Here is a 17,421-nt window from a genome sequence, read left to right on the forward strand (position 1 = left end):
GGTTGCTGTCCAGGCCCGGGAAGGGTAACTCCGCCGCTCGATCATCACAACGGGGTTGTCCTTCAGCTTCGACCCCCGTGGCGGCAGTAGTTCTGTGGGCGTGGATGCGCGATAGGTGTTGCCGTGCGCTGGTGCGAAGGATCCCGGACTGCGGCTCGGAGCACGGTCAACGCCAGCGCTACAGGCAAGGAGATGAGGGCGACCGTGAGCAGTACCCAACTGCCTGTGACCGCATTGCACAGGGCCAGCACCGCACCAACAGGCCAGATCCCGATAGCGATCCTGACAGTGTCTCCGAAGTCGAGGATGAACGCGATCACGACGACGAGTGCGCTGGCCAGGGCGATCGTCGCTCCGGCGAACCCGAGGAAGCCGAATGCGTCAGTGAGTGTGAGCCACAGGGCCATTGGTTCTTCTTCCTCGAGTTGTGGTGGCATCGGTGTCGGCTGTCACGTCATCGCCCCGCCCCGATCGCGCGACCCCGGCTGCGCACCGAACACCCATTCGTGAAGCCCCCGGCGCGCCAAGCGCCCCACGAAAATGCACGCGGGCAGTGCGAGTGCAGCAATCATCGGCATGACCCACTGACCGGCAGGGACGGCCGTCACCGCTGTCGCCAGCATGCTTGCGCCCCACACCCCTGCGAACGCCCACCGCTGGCGGCGAGACATACTGTCACTGCTCGCCACTTGCACGGCCACGATGAGCGACACCCCCAGCGCCACGGCCAGAGCAAGGCTGGACACCGCCGCGAGGTTTGCCGCCCCATCGACGACGACGACCTCCGGCGGGAGCTCCGTCCGGAACCCCGTCAACACGGCGTCACCGATGACCGACCCCTCCGCCGTCCGTCGCCCCGTGCAGGACGCGCGGTCGCGGTGGCTTCGTATTGTGCGGCCCGGAGCACCGCGCACATCTGGTCCTCCAGGCCGCCGACGTCACCGGGAGAGAGGTGGTGACGCCTCTGACGACGAAGATCGGCTCCGTCGCAGTTATCACGCACGAGCAGCCCCGAAGGTCGTGAACTGCCGGCAAAGTCAGGGACGATTCGCATGGGCCTGCCGCCTACCCTTGGGCGAGGATCCCGAGCGCGCGCTGTGCATTCTCCGCGCTCGTGGTGAAATCTTCGTAGTGATGGGTGAAGCCGCGTGCATCGCGAACAACGATCGACACGGTGGCGATCTCGGTCTCCGGCGCTTCGTGGTCGGAGAGATCAAGCCGATGCACCATGAGTTCCTTCTGGGGGTCTTGGTCGTCTGGTGAGGTGTGGAGGAGAGCGTGGGCTCTCCTCCACACCTGGCCCGGCGAAACTGGGGTACCGGTGGGTGAAGGTTGGGGTGACCTTCACTTACGAAGACAGCTTGAATCTGGCCCTGTTACGCGAACCAGCCGATCCGGCGATATTGGAGCGGTGACCGGGCGCTTCGGTTTCGATCGACGTCACTTTCGCGTGATCCGCACCGAAGTCGGGCTGCGGATCAGCCGATGGCCCCTCCGACGATTCGGCTCGAGGCGCGTGTCGAGCCATCAGGTCGAACGCATCCCGCACGGCGGCCGGTGTGGTCTCCACCTCCTCGTAGATGTGCGTGAAGCCGCGGTCGTCCTTCGCGACGAGGGACACGCGGAGGAGACCACCAGGTGCGGGATGTGGCTGAGATCGCATGGGTATGCACTTTCTTTCTCGGGATGCTCTCGCCAGGGCGGCGATCGGTAGACGTGGGTTCAGCGGCGACGCAGCGTTCGGGGCGTGGCCCCGTACTCTTCACGAAGAGCCCGTCGAAGGGTCATCGCCGAACCGAACCCGGCACGCGCGGCCACCTCATCGAAGCTGAGCGGGGCGTAGCGAGCTTCCGTCAGCAACGCGTGTGCACAGCGTGCCCGCTGTCGGCGGATCTCGGCAGCGATGCTGGTGTCGGCTGCGGAGAACGCGGCCTGCAGCGTCCGCAGCGAGACGCGCACATGACGAGCGACGTCGAGAGGCGCGAGACCTGGGTCGCCGCTCTGGTGGGCGATGAACGCCATCGCTGCGCGCCGCACGCCCTCGCGAGCGTCCGAAGGAGGAAGGCCGTGGCGATCAAGCAGCACCGCCGCACCCATCTCGGTGAGCAACTGCGCGAACGCGTACTGCTCGAAGCTCGACGGTGCCGGCGCGGTGTCCAGGATCCCTCGGATGAGGTCCACCATCGACCGCTCCAGGCGGCGCGGGTCGCTGTAGACGACGGCGCCCTCAGGAACATGCGGGATGAAACTCTCCAGCGGTAGACGGTGAATGAGGGCCCCCGTCGCCGCCCATCGACTCCGGTACCGCAGACGAGTGACGGCCCCATGCGGGGCTTGGAGGACATAGCTCCGCTCGGCGGCCGACCGACGCTCACCCTCCGTGGTGATGAAGAGGAACGCGGCATGCTCCGGATACGACGACCGGGTGTCCACGACGAGATCCGCGGAAGAAGCGCTCTCCATCGAAAACGCCACGGAGCCGCGCATCTCCCGCGACCGTGCTCGGACCGCCACCCGCTCGCCCCATCGGATACCCAGGTGGGCCAGCGTGGGGGCTTCCGCGAGGGCGACGCTCACACGTCCGCCCGGACGAGATCGGCATGGTCGTCGGTGAAGTCGAGGCCCCGCGTCATGGTTTGTAGAAGAAGAGCGCGTAGATCATCAGAGCGGTACCAGCAATGATGAACAGGGTCAGGCCGATTCTCTTCAGCCAGGTCACCACCGGATGCTCTGGCCGGTAGTACCCCTCCATCTTTCGCTTGCGGCGACGCTGACGACGTCGCTCCGCCCGGCTCAACTCAGGCGAAGGTGCGACATACGACCCCCGCCTCGGAACCTGGTCCGTCATCGTCTGCCCTCCCATCGGACTGCGCTCGTTTTCATAATCACCGCGCCCGAGCAGCATCGAGAAGCCGGGCGGCGACATTGGAGCGTTCCCCGTCCGCTGCAGTTTCGGATCGAGTCGAGATGCTGCGATCACGCGGTTTGCGCGGTCCGCACGAGGAGCTCGCGCACCGCTGCTGCACCAGAGACCGGTCCGGCAGCAATGGTGCCGTTGAGGCCGATGACCACGGCCGCGGGGGTCTTGGACACGCCGAGAGCGGAACGGGCGGCCTGCACCGCATACAACGCCCGAGAGGCCAAGCCCGGGTGTGCGGTTTCGAACATGGTCCGGTCACCGGATACGGCGAAGAGAACATCCACCGTCCCCGCCCGGTCGCTCTCGACATCGCGGAGAAGGTCTTCGCACGACCCGCAGCCGTGGCGGACGAAAACGATGACCTGTGGATGCTGCAACGCCAGATCGCGCAATCGCGTGACGGCACCGGAGGCCGTCACCACCTCCGTGGCGGTCGCGTCCTGCGCATCGGGTTGAGTGGGTAGCTCAGCGAGGGACGTGGGTGCGGATCGTGCGGAAGCACCGGCAGCCGCGAACAGGGCGGTCAGGCCCATCGCTGCGGCCAGCATCACGGCCCACTGCGCGTCGGCGCCCGTCGCCGTCCCGAGCAGGGCGGGCACTCCGGGGAGGCCGGCGATGGCCAGGGCCGCGGTGGCAATCGCGGCGGCGAGGAGGGCTCCGTTGCGGATCACGAGGAGCGGGCCGATCCGGCTGCGCTCCCACGTGCCGAAGCATCCGCACTCGAACGTCTCGCCCTTCCTGGCCGCACGCGCCACCACAAAGAAGAACCCGCCCGTGAGGACCAGCGCACCGGCCGCGCCCAGAGCGAACAGCAGCGGGCCACCCAGTAGCAGCAGTGCCGCCACTGCGATCTCTCCCCACGGCAACACGAGAGCGATCGCGGGGATGACGGCCGGCGGGAAGCCGAACCGGCCGAGGGCGCCGCGAGTATCTGCACGATGACGGATCTTCGCGACGCCCGCGACCAGCAACACCACCGCAACCACTACCGGAAGCACACCAGTGGACACGGGCATGTCGGGGATCAGCAGAGCGGGTTACCTGCGACCAGAGTCCAACCCTGGCCCTCCGACACCGCGAGGTGCTCAAGATTTCCCTGCCCAACACGGGAGGGCCTCCACGCGGTCCATGCGCCGTTTCGCATCTCCGAGACGTACGCGCGGCCATCAGAGCCGAGAACGACAGCTTGCGGAACGCCCTCAAAGTTCGTCGTTCCCTGGAGGTCGACAATGGTTGCTCCGTTGGGCAGCGGAGGCGTGAGTCCGCCAGCGTTTCCATACAAGCCCACACGGGTGTCGGTCGCGATGAACGTGTTTTGCCCCGTGTGCGACATGGCCAGGTGGGTGATGGAACCGTTGATCGATGAAGGGCTGGCGGTCCATGCCCCCCAACCCGACGCAGTCCGGGCGTTCGTGTAGGCGCGCCCGTCGGACCCGAGGACGGATACGGTCATCTGTCCCGCGGCGTTCAGGTTGGACGTGATCTCGACGATCGTTGCCCCGTTGGGCAGGACCGGCGACTGGTTCGCGCCGACGCCGATTTGGCTTACAGTCGTGTCGCTGGCAACGACCGAACCAGGGTTCGATTCAGAGACGGCGACATGCTTCCCGCCCGTGATGGACGCTGCCGCCGCCCACCCTGACCACGCCCCGTTCGCGAAGGTGTTGGTGTAGGCGCGACCGTCTGACCCGAGAACCACAGCGACCGCCCCTCCAGCGGCGTTGGTGTAACTCTCGACTTCGACAATTGTTACCCCACCGGGCAGTGGCGTGGAGCCCGATCCGGCCCCCATGAGACTGACCGTGGTGGTCGTGGCGGCGACGTTCGTGGCACCGTTCTTGGACACGGCGAGATGCTCGATAGAGCCCGCCAGCGGGGACGAGCTTCGGGTCCACGCGGGCCAGGTCGTGGACCCGGCGGGGAGCTGCGAAATGTAGACGTGACCGTCCGAGCCTCGCACCAATGCCTGCATGCTTCCGTTCGCGTTGGTGTTCGTCTGCACATCCTCGATGAGAACGCCCGCAGGCAGCTGGGGCAGGAAGAGCCCACCAAAGTGCGAGATCACACCGCGGTCGGCGCCCTGCACCTCAGCGGTCGACGCTGCGGTCGCCGCACCGGAGGTTGCGCCGAGGGCATAGTTGCCGTTCGCGTTCCCGGCGAGGACGCCAGACAGCACGACCTCGCCGTTGGCGTCGCTGACCAGAGTGCGCGGGGTGGTCGTGCCGTCGGACCAGGTCAGACCTGCGGGCAGGGTGACGGTGATCGGCTCACCAGGTGCCGGCGCTCCGCCGCGGGTGGCTCGGACGACGATGTCGTCGAGAGGACCACACGCGATCGCCTGATAGGGGCCATCCACGAACGTGAGTTCCAGCTCGTCGACGGATGCGGCCGCGAGTGGGGTGGCGATAGCGGCGCTGATCACGGGCACGGACCAGGCGGCACCGACCAGGACCGTGCGTCGGGGAAGCCCCTTCGCCTTCGCCCCTTCGACCTCGATGTCTTCGGGCAGGGTCCAGTCGGGCGCGTTCTCGGGGACGCGTTTCATCACTTCATCAGTCATAGGTTTTCCTCCGGTCGTCTCGGCGTGCAGAGCGGCCGAGTTTGTCTCCGATGATGGCTACGGATTTCCTCCGGACGTAGCCGAGAGACGATATTGGAGCGGTTCGTGCACCGTGCCCGTTTCGGTTTCCGTTGCTTCGGGCGAAGGGATGCTTGACGCGGTGTTGTCGCTCACGGCCTTGTCGATTGCTTCCGCCGGGTCCAATAGCGGATCAGGGGTAGCGGCGAGGCTTTCCCTCATGTGCCGCACGCTGGAGAACCCGGATGCTCGCGCGATTCTCTGCAGCTCCGCCCGTGACGGGGTGGGCCGGGTGTGCAGATGGAGGCGTGCGTTTCGGACGCGGGCGTCGCGGATCGCTTTCAGCGGTGTGGTGCCCGCGCGGGAGAACACCCGGCGCAGGTAGACCTCGGACACGCGCAGTTCGGCGGCGAGGTCGGCGACACGGAACTCCGGTTTGATGGCATCGCGCTCGATCACGGCCTGCGCACGTTGGTAGAGCACCGCGGCACTCCCCTGCAGGTTCGCGGAGGCCGACACCGGCGCTCCGGCGCTGCTGGCGAAGAGAAGCACACGGATGGCGGCTTTGAGATGTGCGTATCCCGCGCTGGCGGGATCAACGACAGGCGGAGACAGCGCGGCGTTGACCGCGGCGATCAGCACGCGCGTGTACGGGCTTTCGTCCCAACTGATCGGTTGGTTGTCGCTGACCAGTCCGATCGAGTGGCGAAGCCCGACCTCGATCCGGGCGACCGGCGCCTCCGCGGTCAGCACGTAGGACGCACCGTCCGGGATGAGTACGGCGCTCCCGGGTTTCAGGGTGATGGTCGTGTCGCTGTCCGTCATCCGGAGGATCGCGGTCCCGTCGATCTGGACGAGAACGGTGAGGCCGACGCCGTCGACGGGATCGCGCTGGATGCTCGCCGGATCGTGCCAGATACGGGAAAGCGCGAGCCCTCCACCGCTGGTGCTGTCGGCGATGACCCGGAACGACCCGTGGGTGTGTACCTGTTGTCCCCGTCGGGCAAACCATTCCCGACCGGCCCCATCCTGCAGCCTCACACCGGTCTGCGTGGATGCGGAGAAGTCGATGTTGTGACGGCGGGGACTCATCGGGATCGGCAGCTTTCCGGGGTCGCCGGCTCCGGATCATGCGCCGGAGGCTACGTCGGCGAGATCCCCACGCCGAAGCTACGGATCGGCGCACGGATCGAAACCGATATCACCCGTTCACCGCTCCAAAATCACCCTCCCGCCCGAAAACAACCCGATACCGCGTAATGACACCCGGGTGTTCCCATCTCATCGAGTGAAGGCGTACCTCGCCTTCGACGGTGGCTGCTCCCCAGCCACCGGGGCCCGGAGCCACGCGTTCACTCCGGGCCCACCCCCTCATCCGATTCGGGAGACCTCATGGCGCTGTGGCTCGATCTCACTCACGTGTTCACGTTCCTCGGCATCGCCGGAACCGTCCTCGCGCTTACCTTCGGGGTCATCGCCGGCGTCGCGTTCGCCATCACCGGCAACCCGTCCCGTGGCGCCGTGGCCACCGGCGGCTGGCTCGTCAGCGTGATGTTCAGCTTCACCGCCACCTTCGCCTTTGCCGGGAGCTGGGTGCTCCCGGCGGTGGCGATCGTCGCGCTGCCGCTGACGTTGACGCTGTCTGCGGCGTTCCACGTGGCAGTCTGCGCACGCTCGCACGCGGCGCAGTCGGCAGTGGCGTCACGGCGGCCTGCCGTGCTGACGCCGGTCGCCTGACGCTCCCCGGACGCCGCCCGACGACGAGACCTCCCGGGTCAGGGCTCGATCGGCCGCACCCGAGAACCGTAGGCGGTGTACAGCGCGGCTTTGTGCCACATCGCCGCTTGAGGCGAACTCGTCAGCCTGAGGCTGACCGAGCACTCAGCCGTTGGGTACCTCGAACAACTCGCGACGACGGGTGACGCCGAGCTTGCGGCGTTCCCGACCGGCTGCGTCCTGCAGCCTCACGCCGGTCTGCGTGGATGCGGAGAAGTCGATGTTGTGAGGGCGGGGACTCATCGGGGATCGGCGGCTTTTCGGGGTCGCCACGCGTGCACTCCGGGCCCACCACCTCCCACAGAATCAGAGGCTGATCTGCTGCATGCCGGTGACGCGGAGCAGGTCCAGCATGGAGGCGGCCTCCGAGCCCTGCGGCGCCGTGTAAGCGACGATCCGCAGGTCAGAGCCCGGGATGGTCAAGACATCGCAATCCAGTTCGATCGACCCGACGGCGGAGTGCACGGTCTTCCGGCTCGACGCATGGGATGCGATGGACGTGGCCCGCCACGCCTGTTCGAACGCCGTCGATTCGCGGCGAAGTCGCCGGATCAGCCCGGCGATGCGGGGGTCCTCTGGGTAGAGGACCCCCGCTCGGCGGAGGTCTGCCGTGAGGTCGTCGGCGAACGCCGCGTGGTGGTGATCATCGAACTCGACGTTGCCGGGCCCGTGCATGAAGTAGCGCCAGGCGACGTTGCGCTCATCGCGGGCGAGTTTTGTGGGGTCGCCGAACAGCGCCGCCCACAGCCGGTTCCACAGGATGATGTCCCACGCGGCCGTGTGCACGGAGACCGGGAAGTTACCGAGTCGATCGACCATCCGCTGCACTCCGGGCGACACGTGGGTGGATGCGACCCGAGCCGAGGGAGCAGCCGCACCGGCCGCGCGAAACAGATGGTCCCGCTCCTCGTCGCTCAACCGGAGCGCCCGGGCCAACGCGGCGAGAGTCTGTGAGGAGGGGTTCACCGCCCTGCCTTGCTCGAGCCTGACGATGTAGTCCACGCTCACCCCTGCAAGGGCAGCGAGCTCTTCGCGTCGAAGCCCGCTCGTTCGTCGGCCGGCACCCGCCGGCATGCCGACCTGCTCGGGCGTCACACGGTCGCGCCAGGCGCGCAAAACCGTCGCGAACTCACTCATCCGTCGCCTGGCCCATCCCCTCAGTATGCGTCGCGCACCGCCTCGAAGGGTGGTACCCGCAGTCCTACCGACGAGCGGTACCTGGGCGAGGCGGCACTGCCGAGCAACACTCGGAACATGACCACCACCACTCGTACTGTCCTCATCACCGGAGCCAACAAGGGTCTCGGCCTCGAGGCGACCCGACGTCTCATCGCAGAGGGCTTCACCGTCTACGCAGGCATGCGCGAACTCGCTGCCGGCGACGCAGCTCGTGAAGCCGGCGCGATCCCCGTGCAGCTCGATGTCACCGACGACGCCTCCGTGACGTCGGCGATCGCGCAGTTGACATCACTGGATGTCCTGATCAACAACGCCGGCATCGGGGGTTCGACAGCGTCCGTCGCCGACCTGACCCCCGCAGAGAACGACCGAGTCTTCGCCACCAACGTCACCGGGATCGTACGCGTCTCGCAAGCGGCGCTGCCCTTGCTGCACGAGTCGGAGGACCCCGTGATCGTGAACGTCGCGAGTGGGCTGGGATTTCCGCGGTACCTCGTGGACGATTCCCGTGCCGAGGGCCACGTGATGACGGTGCCGTACGTCGCTGCGAAAGCCGCGGTGATCGCCCTGACCGTGCAGTACGCGAAGAACCTCCCGGAGATGCGCGTCAATGCCGTCGACCCCGGGTACACGGCGACCGACCTCAACGGCCACACCGGGACGCAGACGGTGACCGAAGGCACCGACGCGATCGTCGCGATGGCCGCTGTCCGATCCGATGGACCGACGGGACGATTCTTCGACCGCGACGGCATCATCGTGTACTGATCGCCCCGCGCAGTCGCTCCTGGCGGACGCTCGTCCGTTTAGAGTGGTCGAGGCGACGGAGGAGCACGATGAAAGCGGAAGCAGAAGGATCGTCGAGGTCGGGCAGATCCGACGCACGGGCCAACCGGGCGAAGATCCTCGACGCGGCGCGCCACGCGCTGCAGTCGGCATCGCCGCTTTCACTGCAGGCCGTCGCGAAAGAGGCGGGCGTCGGACAGGGCACGCTGTACCGCCACTTTCCGACGAGGGAAGACCTGATCCTCGCCGTCCACCGCAACGACGTCGATGACCTCGTCGAGCGTGCGACGACGCTCCTCGCGACGCAGGCCCCCGCGGACGCTCTTCGCGCGTGGCTGCACCTGCTCGGTGAGTACGGGCGTCTGAAACACGGGTTGGCGTCTGTGCTGGATGCCGAGAGTCGCAGCACGCTCGCTGCCGAGCACGAGGGGCCCGTCACCCGAGCGGCATCCCTGTTGGTGGAGGCGTGCCAGGCGTCGGGATGGATGCGGACCGACATCCAGGGGACCGACATCCTCCACCTCGTGGGGTTTCTCTGGCGTCTCCCTCCCACACCGGAAACCGAGGCCACGGCGCCTCGACTCATCGACGTCGTGGTGAAGGGCCTTCGCATTTCTTAACCGGACACCCATCCGCTAATCTCTAAACGGACATGTGTCCGTTTAGAGATTGGTTGTCATGCGACCTTCGCACCCCACCTTCGGTATCGCCCTGCTGCTGACGGCCCAGTTCATGCTGGTGCTGGACTCCACGATCGTCACCGTGGCATTGCCCGAGCTCGGTTCATCGCTCGGTTTTCCGCCCACCGCCCTGCAATGGGTGGTCACGGCATACGTTCTCGCCTTCGGGGGCCTGTTGCTCACCGGCGCCCGTCTGGGAGACGCGTACGGCAAGCTCACGGTCTTCCAGGTGGGGATCGGGATCTTCTCCGCGGCATCGCTGGTCGGCGGACTCGCTCTCGATCCCACCTGGCTCATCACCGCCCGAGCGGTGCAGGGCGCCGGCGCAGCACTGGCGGTTCCCGGGGCTCTCGCCCTGCTGGTGACGAACTCTCCCGATGAGACATCGAGACGGAGGGCGCTCGCCTGGTTCTCCGCGATCGGCGTGGCGGGTGGCGCGACCGGCTTGCTGCTCGGCGGGATCCTGACGCAGACGGTGTCATGGCGCTGGACGCTGCTGATCAACGTGCCTTTGGGGATCCTCGTGCTGTTGTTCGCTCGCCGGAACCTCTCCGACACCACACGCAACCCGGGACGGTTCGATCTCTGGGGTGCCGTTCTCGCCGCCGCCATGGCGTCGGTGCTCGTGATCACGATGAGCGGCGCATCCGAGCCCGGCCGCACCCCGCTCGCCACCGCCGTCGGCCTGGTGGCGACGGCGGCTCTGATCGCCCTTCTGGTGCTCGCGGAACGACGTGCGGCCGCTCCGCTGATCCGCCTCGAGCTCCTCCGGGACCGGCGACGCGTAGGGGCACTGGTGACAGGCGCCCTCGTGCTGGGCGGTCAGTCCTCGCTCATGTTCATGTCAGTGCAGTACCTCCAAGACGACCTGGGCTACTCGCCGACCCTGGCGGGCGTGGCGTTCCTCCCCATGACCCTCGGCATCTTCGGCATGTCCCGAGTCATCCCTCGCATCGTGATGCGATTCGGCGCGGCGATCCCCCTCCTGATCGGCACGGCGGGACTCGCGACGAGCTACGCCCTTTTCGCCCTCTTCACCGACACGACCGACCTCGTCGTCATCCTCGTCACGATGCTCCTCAACGGCGTCGCCGCCGGATTGTGCTTCATGCCGATCACCTCGACGGTGCTGCACGATGTCCCCCCGGAGACCATCGGCTCCGCTTCCGGCCTCCTCCAGACCACCCAGAACCTCGGAAGCGCCGTCGCCGTCGCACTCGTCACAGCCGTGCATTTCGCGGGGACGGCAGCCGGCGAATCCCTCCCGGGCTTCACCGCAGCGTTCGCCACGATCGGCGGTCTGGCCCTGCTCGGCTTCATCGCCACCGCAACGCTGGTCCGTCCAGGGAAGCGCTAGCAGGCGTGCCGGTTCCGCCCTCCTCGTACCACCGCCTTCTCTTCTCCCGGCCGATCGCCCGCTCAGGGCTCGATCGGCCGCACCCGCGAACCGTAGGCGGTGTACAGCGCAGCGTTGTGGGCGTCCCCCTCGGGCAGGTTCGCCGAGATGAACACCGGCGCGGCGCCGGTGTTCCGCTTCAGCTCCCGGGTGATCCCTTCGGCGAGCATCTGCGCGATGAGGATGCCGGTGAGATTCGACACCGCACCGATGCGCACTCCGTCGCCGAGATCGATCGTGGCATCGCCCGCGGGAGCGCAGTTGTCGATGACGACATCCGCCTGGTCGGCGAGGTTGAGACCCGAGTCGTCCCTCGTGGCGACGCTGGCGTTGTGGATGCGGGAGGTGATCGCCACGATCGGATGCCCGTGCGAGCGAGCGAGCGCCGCCATCTCGACGATCGCGGCGTTGATCCCCGAGTTCGACACGATGACGAACGCGTCCTCGGGCTGCGGCGCCGCGAGCTCATAGATCTGTGCCGCGAGACCGGGAGTGCGTTCGTACTTGGGATCGAGGATGTCGTCGGCGGCGACGTCGCCGAACAGCACGAGGTCCTTGACCGCCATCATCCCCACCGCGGCCAGCCCCCCGGCGCGACCGGCGAGCTCGAGCGTGACGGCGCGGGAATGTCCCGTACCGAAAGCCTGGACGATGCCACCGCGGCCGATCGCGTCGGTGAGCAGAACGGTCGCCTGGGCGATCGCCTCCTGCTGCGTCTCCAGTACCCGACCGATGTGGTCGAGCGCCATCCTGGGATAGTCGAGTTCGGTCATCATGCCCCTTTCACGAGAGCGTTCCTGTGGCGACGGTGGTGTTCGCATCGGCATCGGCCTCCGCAAGCAGACCGAGAGCGGCCTCGACGATCGCCTCGCCGCTTCCCGCGGCCACCGGGCTTACGACGGTCTCGTAGCTCAGCGGAGCCTGACGGTCGGGCACGTAGCCGAGGTAGCCGTTCGTGTATCCGAGGACGACGGTCGGGTGCGCCGGGTACCCCTCGCGGATCTGCTCGGCCAGCCCGAGATAGAGCTCGGCGGGGACCGCGACGAGGCGCACACTGTCGATGACGCCGACCTCGATCGTGACGCTGTGCTGATGCGTCGACAGTCGGGTCCGACTCTCCTCGGCGAGGGCGATGCCCTGCTCGAGCACGGCTTGCCGACGCGCCGAGAACGGGTCCTGCGGTGCATCCACGGCGCTGCCGACCGCGGCGGGCAGCGGAGGTCTCGCCGGGAGGTCGAGCGTCACCGCCAGCGGGGCTACCAGCGATGCGTCCCCTTCTGGGCGCTCGTCGTCGGCTCCCACGCGGAGCGTGGAGCGCACGGCGTCGGCGACGCGTGACGCGATGCGGTCGATCTCTGCCGTGTCCCGCGCCTGCCGCGTCGTCCGCGTGCTGATGTCGCCGGCAGCGCCGGTCGCCGCGACCACCCACTCGGCCTCGGATGCCAGCGCCCGCCGGATACCGCCGGTGAGATCGGCGCTCGTGAACCTGTTGTCCGGAGGGAGGACAGTGGGATGCACGGGCGAGACCACGAGCATCCCGCGCCGGCGAGGCGCCTGGCCTGCGGGACCGCTCGCCTCGAACAAGAGGACATCGATCGGCACTTGCGGGGTCTCGTCCGGTGGCACGTTGCGGCGCCCGCCGACACCGGAGACGATGCTCCGCACGGCTCGCACCCGGCCCGGCTCCTCCGTGGCGATCGCGCTCCGGATCGCGGCGAGTGCCGACGCGACGACCCGTTCGGCGAGCGCGTCCGGAGTCGCCGCCCCACCCGGGTAGCATCCGGCCTCGGGAGTGGAGTGCGCATGAGTCGCGGAGACCCACACCCGCGAGACGCCGAGGTCGTCGGCGGCTGCACGGATCCGCGCGACGAGGTCGGTGTTGACGCAGATGAGGTCGACGATGAGGAGCACCAGCCGTGAGGAGTCCCCGCCGACGCTGATGGCGTGCACCTCGAGCGGTTCGATCGAGCCGAGCACGCCTTCCGTCCGGTCGATGTAGCCTCCGAGAGGCTCCCCCAGGACGACGCTCAGCCTGGCCTCCCCGTGTCCGATCATCAGCACAGCGACCCCTCTTCCCAGGCGCGGATCGCCTTCTCATAAAGGCCCGCGCGTTCACCGCGGGCCCGCTCCTGCGCGATGCGGATCCCGCCGGCGAGTGCGTCGCCGCGGGGGTCCGAGAGGGTGAGCCCGCTTGCTCGCAGCTCATGGTCGAGCGTCGCCCGGAGGTACGTGTTGGCGGCGAGCATCCGGCCCGAGTAGCTGATCGGGAACCCCGGAGCGTGCGGGGCCGTCGCCGCGATCGTCTCGGCGAGATCGACGGCAGCACCGTTCAGGATCGAGGCCGCCACCGCATCTCCGGCCTCGGCCGCCTGAGCGACGTCGACGGCGAATGATGCCACGGACGGGGTCGAGGTCGAGCCGTCCCGGTAGAACCGCTGCAGGGCGGCGATCGAGACGTCTCCCCCCAGCCTGCCGCGGAGTTCCGCGGAGAGGGTGGTGGGGATGTGGGCGCCGTCGATCGCCGCCGCCGCCGCCCTCAGGCCGGCGAGACCGATCGCGTAGGCACTGCCGCGATCCCCCAGCGTCGGCCCCCATCCGTCGGCTGACTTCGCCGATCCGTGCTCGTCGATGCTGAGGACGATGCTTCCTGTCCCCGCACACACGATGGTCCCCGGTCCGGCGATGGCGCCCGCGTGAGCGAGGATCGCATCGTCCAGCAGCAGCACGGGTGCTGCGAGTTCGCGCTCGAGGGCGGAGGCCAGCGCTGCACGCTCCGCAGGCTCGCCGGGAACACCCGTGAGGCCGAGGACGACATGCTCGAGAGTCTGGGACGCATCGACGTCCGCACGCGCTTCCTGCACCGAGGCGATGATCGAGGCGTGGTCCGCCCCCTCACCCGAGTACACGAACCCCGATCCGCGTCCCTCCGATTCGCCGGCCGTGCCGACGATGCGCATCCGGAGGCCGGATTTTCCGCCGTCGATCGCAGCGACCGCGCTCACTTGCTGATTCCCGCGGTCAGGCCCGACATGATCTGCTTCGAGGCGAAGGCGAAGACCAGGGCGAGCGGAAGCAGCGCGATGATCAGACCGGCGAACAGGGTGCCGCGGTCGGCCGAGTACTCCCCGAAGAACTGGGTGAGACCGACGGGGATCGTGTACTTGTCGGTGTCGCGCAGGAGCACCAGCGGGTAGAAGAAGTCGTTCCAGGTCGGCGCGAACTGGAAGATCGTCACGACCGCCAGCGCGGGTCTGACCAAGGGCAGGATGACCGACCAGAAGATGCGCCCGTCATTCGCTCCATCCAGACGAGCCGCCTCTTCCAGCTCGACCGGAAGCCCGCGCATGAACCCCATCAGCACGAACATCGTGAACGGGATGCCGCTGGCGGCGTAGAGCAGGATGAGTCCGAGATGGGTGTCGACGAGGCCGCCCGCCTGGAACATGTAATAGATCGGCAGCAGGCCCAGTTTCGCGGGGACCATCAGACCGGCGATGAAGAAGGCGGCCAGGAAGGCGCGTCCGCGGAACACCCGGCGCGTGATGACGAAGGCCGCGGCGACCGAGACGGTCACGCACAGCGCGACCGAGCAGATGGTGATGAACACGGAGTTGAGGAAATAGGTGCCCAGCGACGCGGATTCCCACGCACGCACGTAGTTCGACAGGTCGAAGCTCGTCGGCAGCGCGATGGGGTTCTGCAGGATCTCGTTGGTGGGCCGCAGCGATCCGAGGAGCACGAGCAGGATCGGTCCGAACGCGATCGCCGCGTAGATCCAGAGCACCGCTTGCACTCCGATGCGGGTGCCGAGCCCCGCGCGCGTGCGACGGCGCGGCGACGATGTCCGCGCCGGCTCGGGGGGCGGGGCTTTCGGCGTGCGCGGCCGTGCGAGTGTGGAAGTCATCAGGCCTCCCGGCGCCGAAGGAGTCGTTCGAGGGCGATCGCCACACCGAACACGAGGATGAACATGAGCACGGCCATGGCCGAGGAGTCTCCGATGGCGTTGGTCCCGCCGTCGAACGCGAGTCGGTAGTACAGGAGGCCGAGCACGTCCATCGACCCGGACGGTCCGCCGTTCGAGCCGCCGAGGGCGTAGACGAGATCGAAGATGTTGAAGCAGCCGATGAAGGTGAGCACCGTGATGACACCGACGGCCGGCATGATCAGCGGGAATCGCACCGCCCAGAACAGACGCCAGTGGGAGGCCCCGTCCAGTTGGGCCGCCTCCTCGAGTTCGGCCGGGATGCCGCCGAGCGCGGCCCCGAAGATCAGCAGCGGGCCGCCGATCCACTGCCAGGCATTGATCAGGATGAGCACGGGCAGCGCGGTGTTCGGCTGGCCGAGCCACGGAAGCGCCAGGGCATCGAGGCCGATGGCGCGAAGCGCCTCGTTGATCGGTCCGAACGTCGGGCTGAGGAGCATCGCCCACAGGTAGCCGACGATCAGCGGGCTGAGCAGGTAGGGGGTGGAGTAGAGGGTCTGGAACAGCCGCTTGCCGCGCTTCGTCCGATGCAACAGCACCGCCAGCCCCAGTCCGATCGTGTTCTGCACCGCCATCGTGCCGATGAAGAAGAGCACGTTGTGCCAGAGCGCGGAGCCGAGCTGCTCGTTCACCGGATAGCGCGTGAACAGCTCGACGTAGTTCCCGAATCCCACGAAGGCATCCGGCGTGGTCCCCTTCCAGGTGAAGAGGCCGTAGACGAATGCGGTGAAGATCGGGACGATCACCAGCACGGTGTACAACACGAGCGCGGGGCCGCTGAACAACGCGATCCACCCGAACGAGACATGCTCGGGCGAGTAGCGGCCCCGCGCTCGTGTCCGCATCATGAGCGCGGCTTGAACCACTGATCGACACCCTGCTGGATCTTGTCCGCCGCGCCGCCCGCATCGATCTCGTCGAGGATCAGGCTCGAGAACGAGGAGGACGCGAGGTCCCAGGCACCGGGGGTGCCACCGGAGAAGTAGGCGTAGGTGATGTACGGGCTCGGTTCGGCGGCGTACGCCTCCACCGCTTCGGCGAGCAGCGGATCGGACGGCGTCACACCGGGGACGGGCGAGATCTGCGCGAGCTCATCGGTGAACGCCTGGCCGAAGTCGGCGGTCGCCATCCACTGCACGAGCTCGAGCGCGGCCTCTTTGTTGTCGCTGGCGTCCGAGACGCCGAACGAGCCGTCGACGTATCCGGGCACCGGCACACCCGAGCCGTCGGGAGCCGGCGCATTGAAGATGCCGAGTTCCAGGTCGGGGTTGGCCTTGCGGAAGTTCGCCAGCTCCCAGATGCCGCCCGGGAATGCGGCCGCTTTCCCGGAGGTGAAGAGCGCCTGTGCGTCTTCGTAGCTGGTGCCCTGGTAGGCGTCGCCCCAGTAGTCGCGAGTGCTGGTCCATGCATCGACCGAGTCGACCCACGGCGCATCGGTGAAGGATGCCTCGCCGTCGAGCATCTTCTCGAGGTAGGGGGTGCCGCCATAGGTGCCGGCGCCGAAGATCTCCTGCTCGATGGGCAGCATCCAGGTGTCGGTCACCGTGTTGGCGAGCGGGGTGACGCCCGAGGCCTTGATCTCGTCGAACGCGCTGATCATCTCGTCCCAGGTCGTCGGCTCCTCGAGCCCGAGCTCGTCGAAGACGGCCTTGTTGTAGATGACGTGCAGCGTCTGGATCGCGAAGGGAACACCGTAGACCGCGCCGTCCGAGACGCCGCGGGCGCCGTCCAGGACCGACGGCGAGAAGTCGGCGAGCTCGGAGACCTCGTCATCGAGGGCGACCAGGTCACCGGACTCCACGAGCGGCTGCAGCAGTCCGTAGGAGCGCAGCTGGGCGACATCCGGGCCGCTCGCATCCTTGAGCCCGGTCGAGAGGATGGTGTCGTACTCGGTGTTGAGGTAGGGCACGTACTCGACGGTCACGCCGGGGTGCTCCTTCTCGAAGGCGGCGAAGATCTTGTCGTACGTCTTGGCGTCCTCCTGCCTCCAACCCCATACCGTGATCGTGGAGTCGTCGCCCTCCGCGCCGGCGGGACCGGCGCTCGGGGCGCATGCGGCGAGAACGAGTGTGCTGACGGTCAGTGCTCCTGCCGCCAGCGTGGCCTTTCTGAACTTCGACATCG

The 17,421-nt window shown here is 67.7% G+C and carries 20 protein-coding genes; 4 read left to right on the forward strand and 16 right to left on the reverse strand.

The window, feature by feature from the left end; translation table 11 throughout:
- Positions 1-62: 62 nt before the first annotated feature.
- The 8 genes from ACIOTO_RS06485 to ACIOTO_RS06520 form a co-directional block, all read right to left on the reverse strand.
- Positions 63-407, reverse strand: coding sequence for a hypothetical protein (locus ACIOTO_RS06485; RefSeq protein WP_400857113.1), 345 nt, complete (start codon positions 405-407; stop codon positions 63-65).
- 658 nt (positions 408-1,065) lie between these two features.
- Positions 1,066-1,230, reverse strand: a complete 165-nt coding sequence (locus tag ACIOTO_RS06490; protein WP_400857114.1) for a hypothetical protein — start codon at positions 1,228-1,230, stop codon at positions 1,066-1,068.
- A gap of 118 nt (positions 1,231-1,348) precedes the next feature.
- On the reverse strand, positions 1,349-1,621 hold the full coding sequence (locus ACIOTO_RS06495; RefSeq protein ID WP_400857116.1) for a hypothetical protein: 273 nt from the start codon (positions 1,619-1,621) through the stop codon (positions 1,349-1,351).
- Between the two features lie 101 nt (positions 1,622-1,722).
- A complete protein-coding gene (locus ACIOTO_RS06500; protein WP_400857118.1) occupies positions 1,723-2,433 on the reverse strand; it encodes a helix-turn-helix domain-containing protein in 711 nt (236 codons plus the stop codon).
- Between the two features lie 196 nt (positions 2,434-2,629).
- Positions 2,630-2,926 carry a hypothetical protein gene (locus ACIOTO_RS06505; protein WP_400857119.1) on the reverse strand — a complete coding sequence of 99 codons (297 nt, stop codon included), beginning with the start codon at positions 2,924-2,926 and terminating at the stop codon, positions 2,630-2,632.
- A 50-nt stretch (positions 2,927-2,976) separates the two neighbouring features.
- Positions 2,977-3,936, reverse strand: coding sequence for a MauE/DoxX family redox-associated membrane protein (locus ACIOTO_RS06510; protein WP_400857120.1), 960 nt, complete (start codon positions 3,934-3,936; stop codon positions 2,977-2,979).
- Between the two features lie 8 nt (positions 3,937-3,944).
- Positions 3,945-5,480, reverse strand: a complete 1,536-nt coding sequence (locus ACIOTO_RS06515) for a hypothetical protein (RefSeq protein WP_400857121.1) — start codon at positions 5,478-5,480, stop codon at positions 3,945-3,947.
- A gap of 57 nt (positions 5,481-5,537) precedes the next feature.
- Positions 5,538-6,539, reverse strand: a complete 1,002-nt coding sequence (locus ACIOTO_RS06520) for a helix-turn-helix domain-containing protein (protein WP_400857122.1) — start codon at positions 6,537-6,539, stop codon at positions 5,538-5,540.
- A 351-nt stretch (positions 6,540-6,890) separates the two neighbouring features.
- On the opposite strand from ACIOTO_RS06520, the gene ACIOTO_RS06525 reads away from it, so the two are divergent.
- The gene (locus ACIOTO_RS06525) at positions 6,891-7,235 is read left to right on the forward strand and encodes a hypothetical protein (RefSeq protein ID WP_400857123.1); all 345 of its coding nucleotides are present in this window, start codon (positions 6,891-6,893) and stop codon (positions 7,233-7,235) included.
- A 144-nt stretch (positions 7,236-7,379) separates the two neighbouring features.
- Here ACIOTO_RS06525 and ACIOTO_RS06530 read toward each other — a convergent pair whose 3' ends face one another.
- The gene (locus tag ACIOTO_RS06530) at positions 7,380-7,517 is read right to left on the reverse strand and encodes a hypothetical protein (protein ID WP_400857124.1); all 138 of its coding nucleotides are present in this window, start codon (positions 7,515-7,517) and stop codon (positions 7,380-7,382) included.
- A 63-nt stretch (positions 7,518-7,580) separates the two neighbouring features.
- Entirely contained in the window at positions 7,581-8,411 is an 831-nt protein-coding gene (locus ACIOTO_RS06535; RefSeq protein ID WP_400857125.1) for a helix-turn-helix transcriptional regulator, read from the reverse strand.
- A gap of 117 nt (positions 8,412-8,528) precedes the next feature.
- Here ACIOTO_RS06535 and ACIOTO_RS06540 point away from each other — a divergent pair, with 117 nt between their 5' ends.
- From ACIOTO_RS06540 to ACIOTO_RS06550, 3 genes are all read left to right on the forward strand, one after another.
- Positions 8,529-9,221: an SDR family NAD(P)-dependent oxidoreductase gene (locus ACIOTO_RS06540; RefSeq protein WP_400857126.1), complete on the forward strand. Its 693-nt coding sequence runs from the start codon at positions 8,529-8,531 to the stop codon at positions 9,219-9,221.
- 68 nt (positions 9,222-9,289) lie between these two features.
- The gene (locus tag ACIOTO_RS06545; RefSeq protein ID WP_400857127.1) at positions 9,290-9,859 is read left to right on the forward strand and encodes a TetR/AcrR family transcriptional regulator; all 570 of its coding nucleotides are present in this window, start codon (positions 9,290-9,292) and stop codon (positions 9,857-9,859) included.
- A 58-nt stretch (positions 9,860-9,917) separates the two neighbouring features.
- Positions 9,918-11,276, forward strand: coding sequence for an MFS transporter (locus tag ACIOTO_RS06550; RefSeq protein ID WP_400857128.1), 1,359 nt, complete (start codon positions 9,918-9,920; stop codon positions 11,274-11,276).
- 62 nt (positions 11,277-11,338) lie between these two features.
- On the opposite strand, the gene ACIOTO_RS06555 is transcribed toward ACIOTO_RS06550, so the two are convergent.
- The 6 genes from ACIOTO_RS06555 to ACIOTO_RS06580 are packed head-to-tail and all read right to left on the reverse strand — an operon-like array spanning position 11,339 to position 17,419.
- Positions 11,339-12,088, reverse strand: coding sequence for a sugar isomerase domain-containing protein (locus ACIOTO_RS06555; protein WP_400857129.1), 750 nt, complete (start codon positions 12,086-12,088; stop codon positions 11,339-11,341).
- Between the two features lie 10 nt (positions 12,089-12,098).
- Positions 12,099-13,376: a hypothetical protein gene (locus ACIOTO_RS06560; protein ID WP_400857130.1), complete on the reverse strand. Its 1,278-nt coding sequence runs from the start codon at positions 13,374-13,376 to the stop codon at positions 12,099-12,101.
- Positions 13,370-14,317, reverse strand: a complete 948-nt coding sequence (locus ACIOTO_RS06565) for an N-acetylglucosamine kinase (RefSeq protein WP_400857131.1) — start codon at positions 14,315-14,317, stop codon at positions 13,370-13,372. Before ACIOTO_RS06565 ends, ACIOTO_RS06560 begins: the two co-directional genes overlap by 7 nt.
- Positions 14,314-15,219, reverse strand: coding sequence for a carbohydrate ABC transporter permease (locus tag ACIOTO_RS06570; RefSeq protein WP_400857132.1), 906 nt, complete (start codon positions 15,217-15,219; stop codon positions 14,314-14,316). Before ACIOTO_RS06570 ends, ACIOTO_RS06565 begins: the two co-directional genes overlap by 4 nt.
- Entirely contained in the window at positions 15,219-16,145 is a 927-nt protein-coding gene (locus ACIOTO_RS06575) for a carbohydrate ABC transporter permease (protein WP_400857133.1), read from the reverse strand. Before ACIOTO_RS06575 ends, ACIOTO_RS06570 begins: the two co-directional genes overlap by 1 nt.
- A complete protein-coding gene (locus tag ACIOTO_RS06580; RefSeq protein WP_400857134.1) occupies positions 16,142-17,419 on the reverse strand; it encodes an ABC transporter substrate-binding protein in 1,278 nt (425 codons plus the stop codon). Before ACIOTO_RS06580 ends, ACIOTO_RS06575 begins: the two co-directional genes overlap by 4 nt.
- Positions 17,420-17,421 lie beyond the last annotated feature (2 nt).

This window comes from Microbacterium sp. NPDC087592 (assembly GCF_044743585.1).
Lineage (GTDB): Bacteria > Actinomycetota > Actinomycetes > Actinomycetales > Microbacteriaceae > Microbacterium.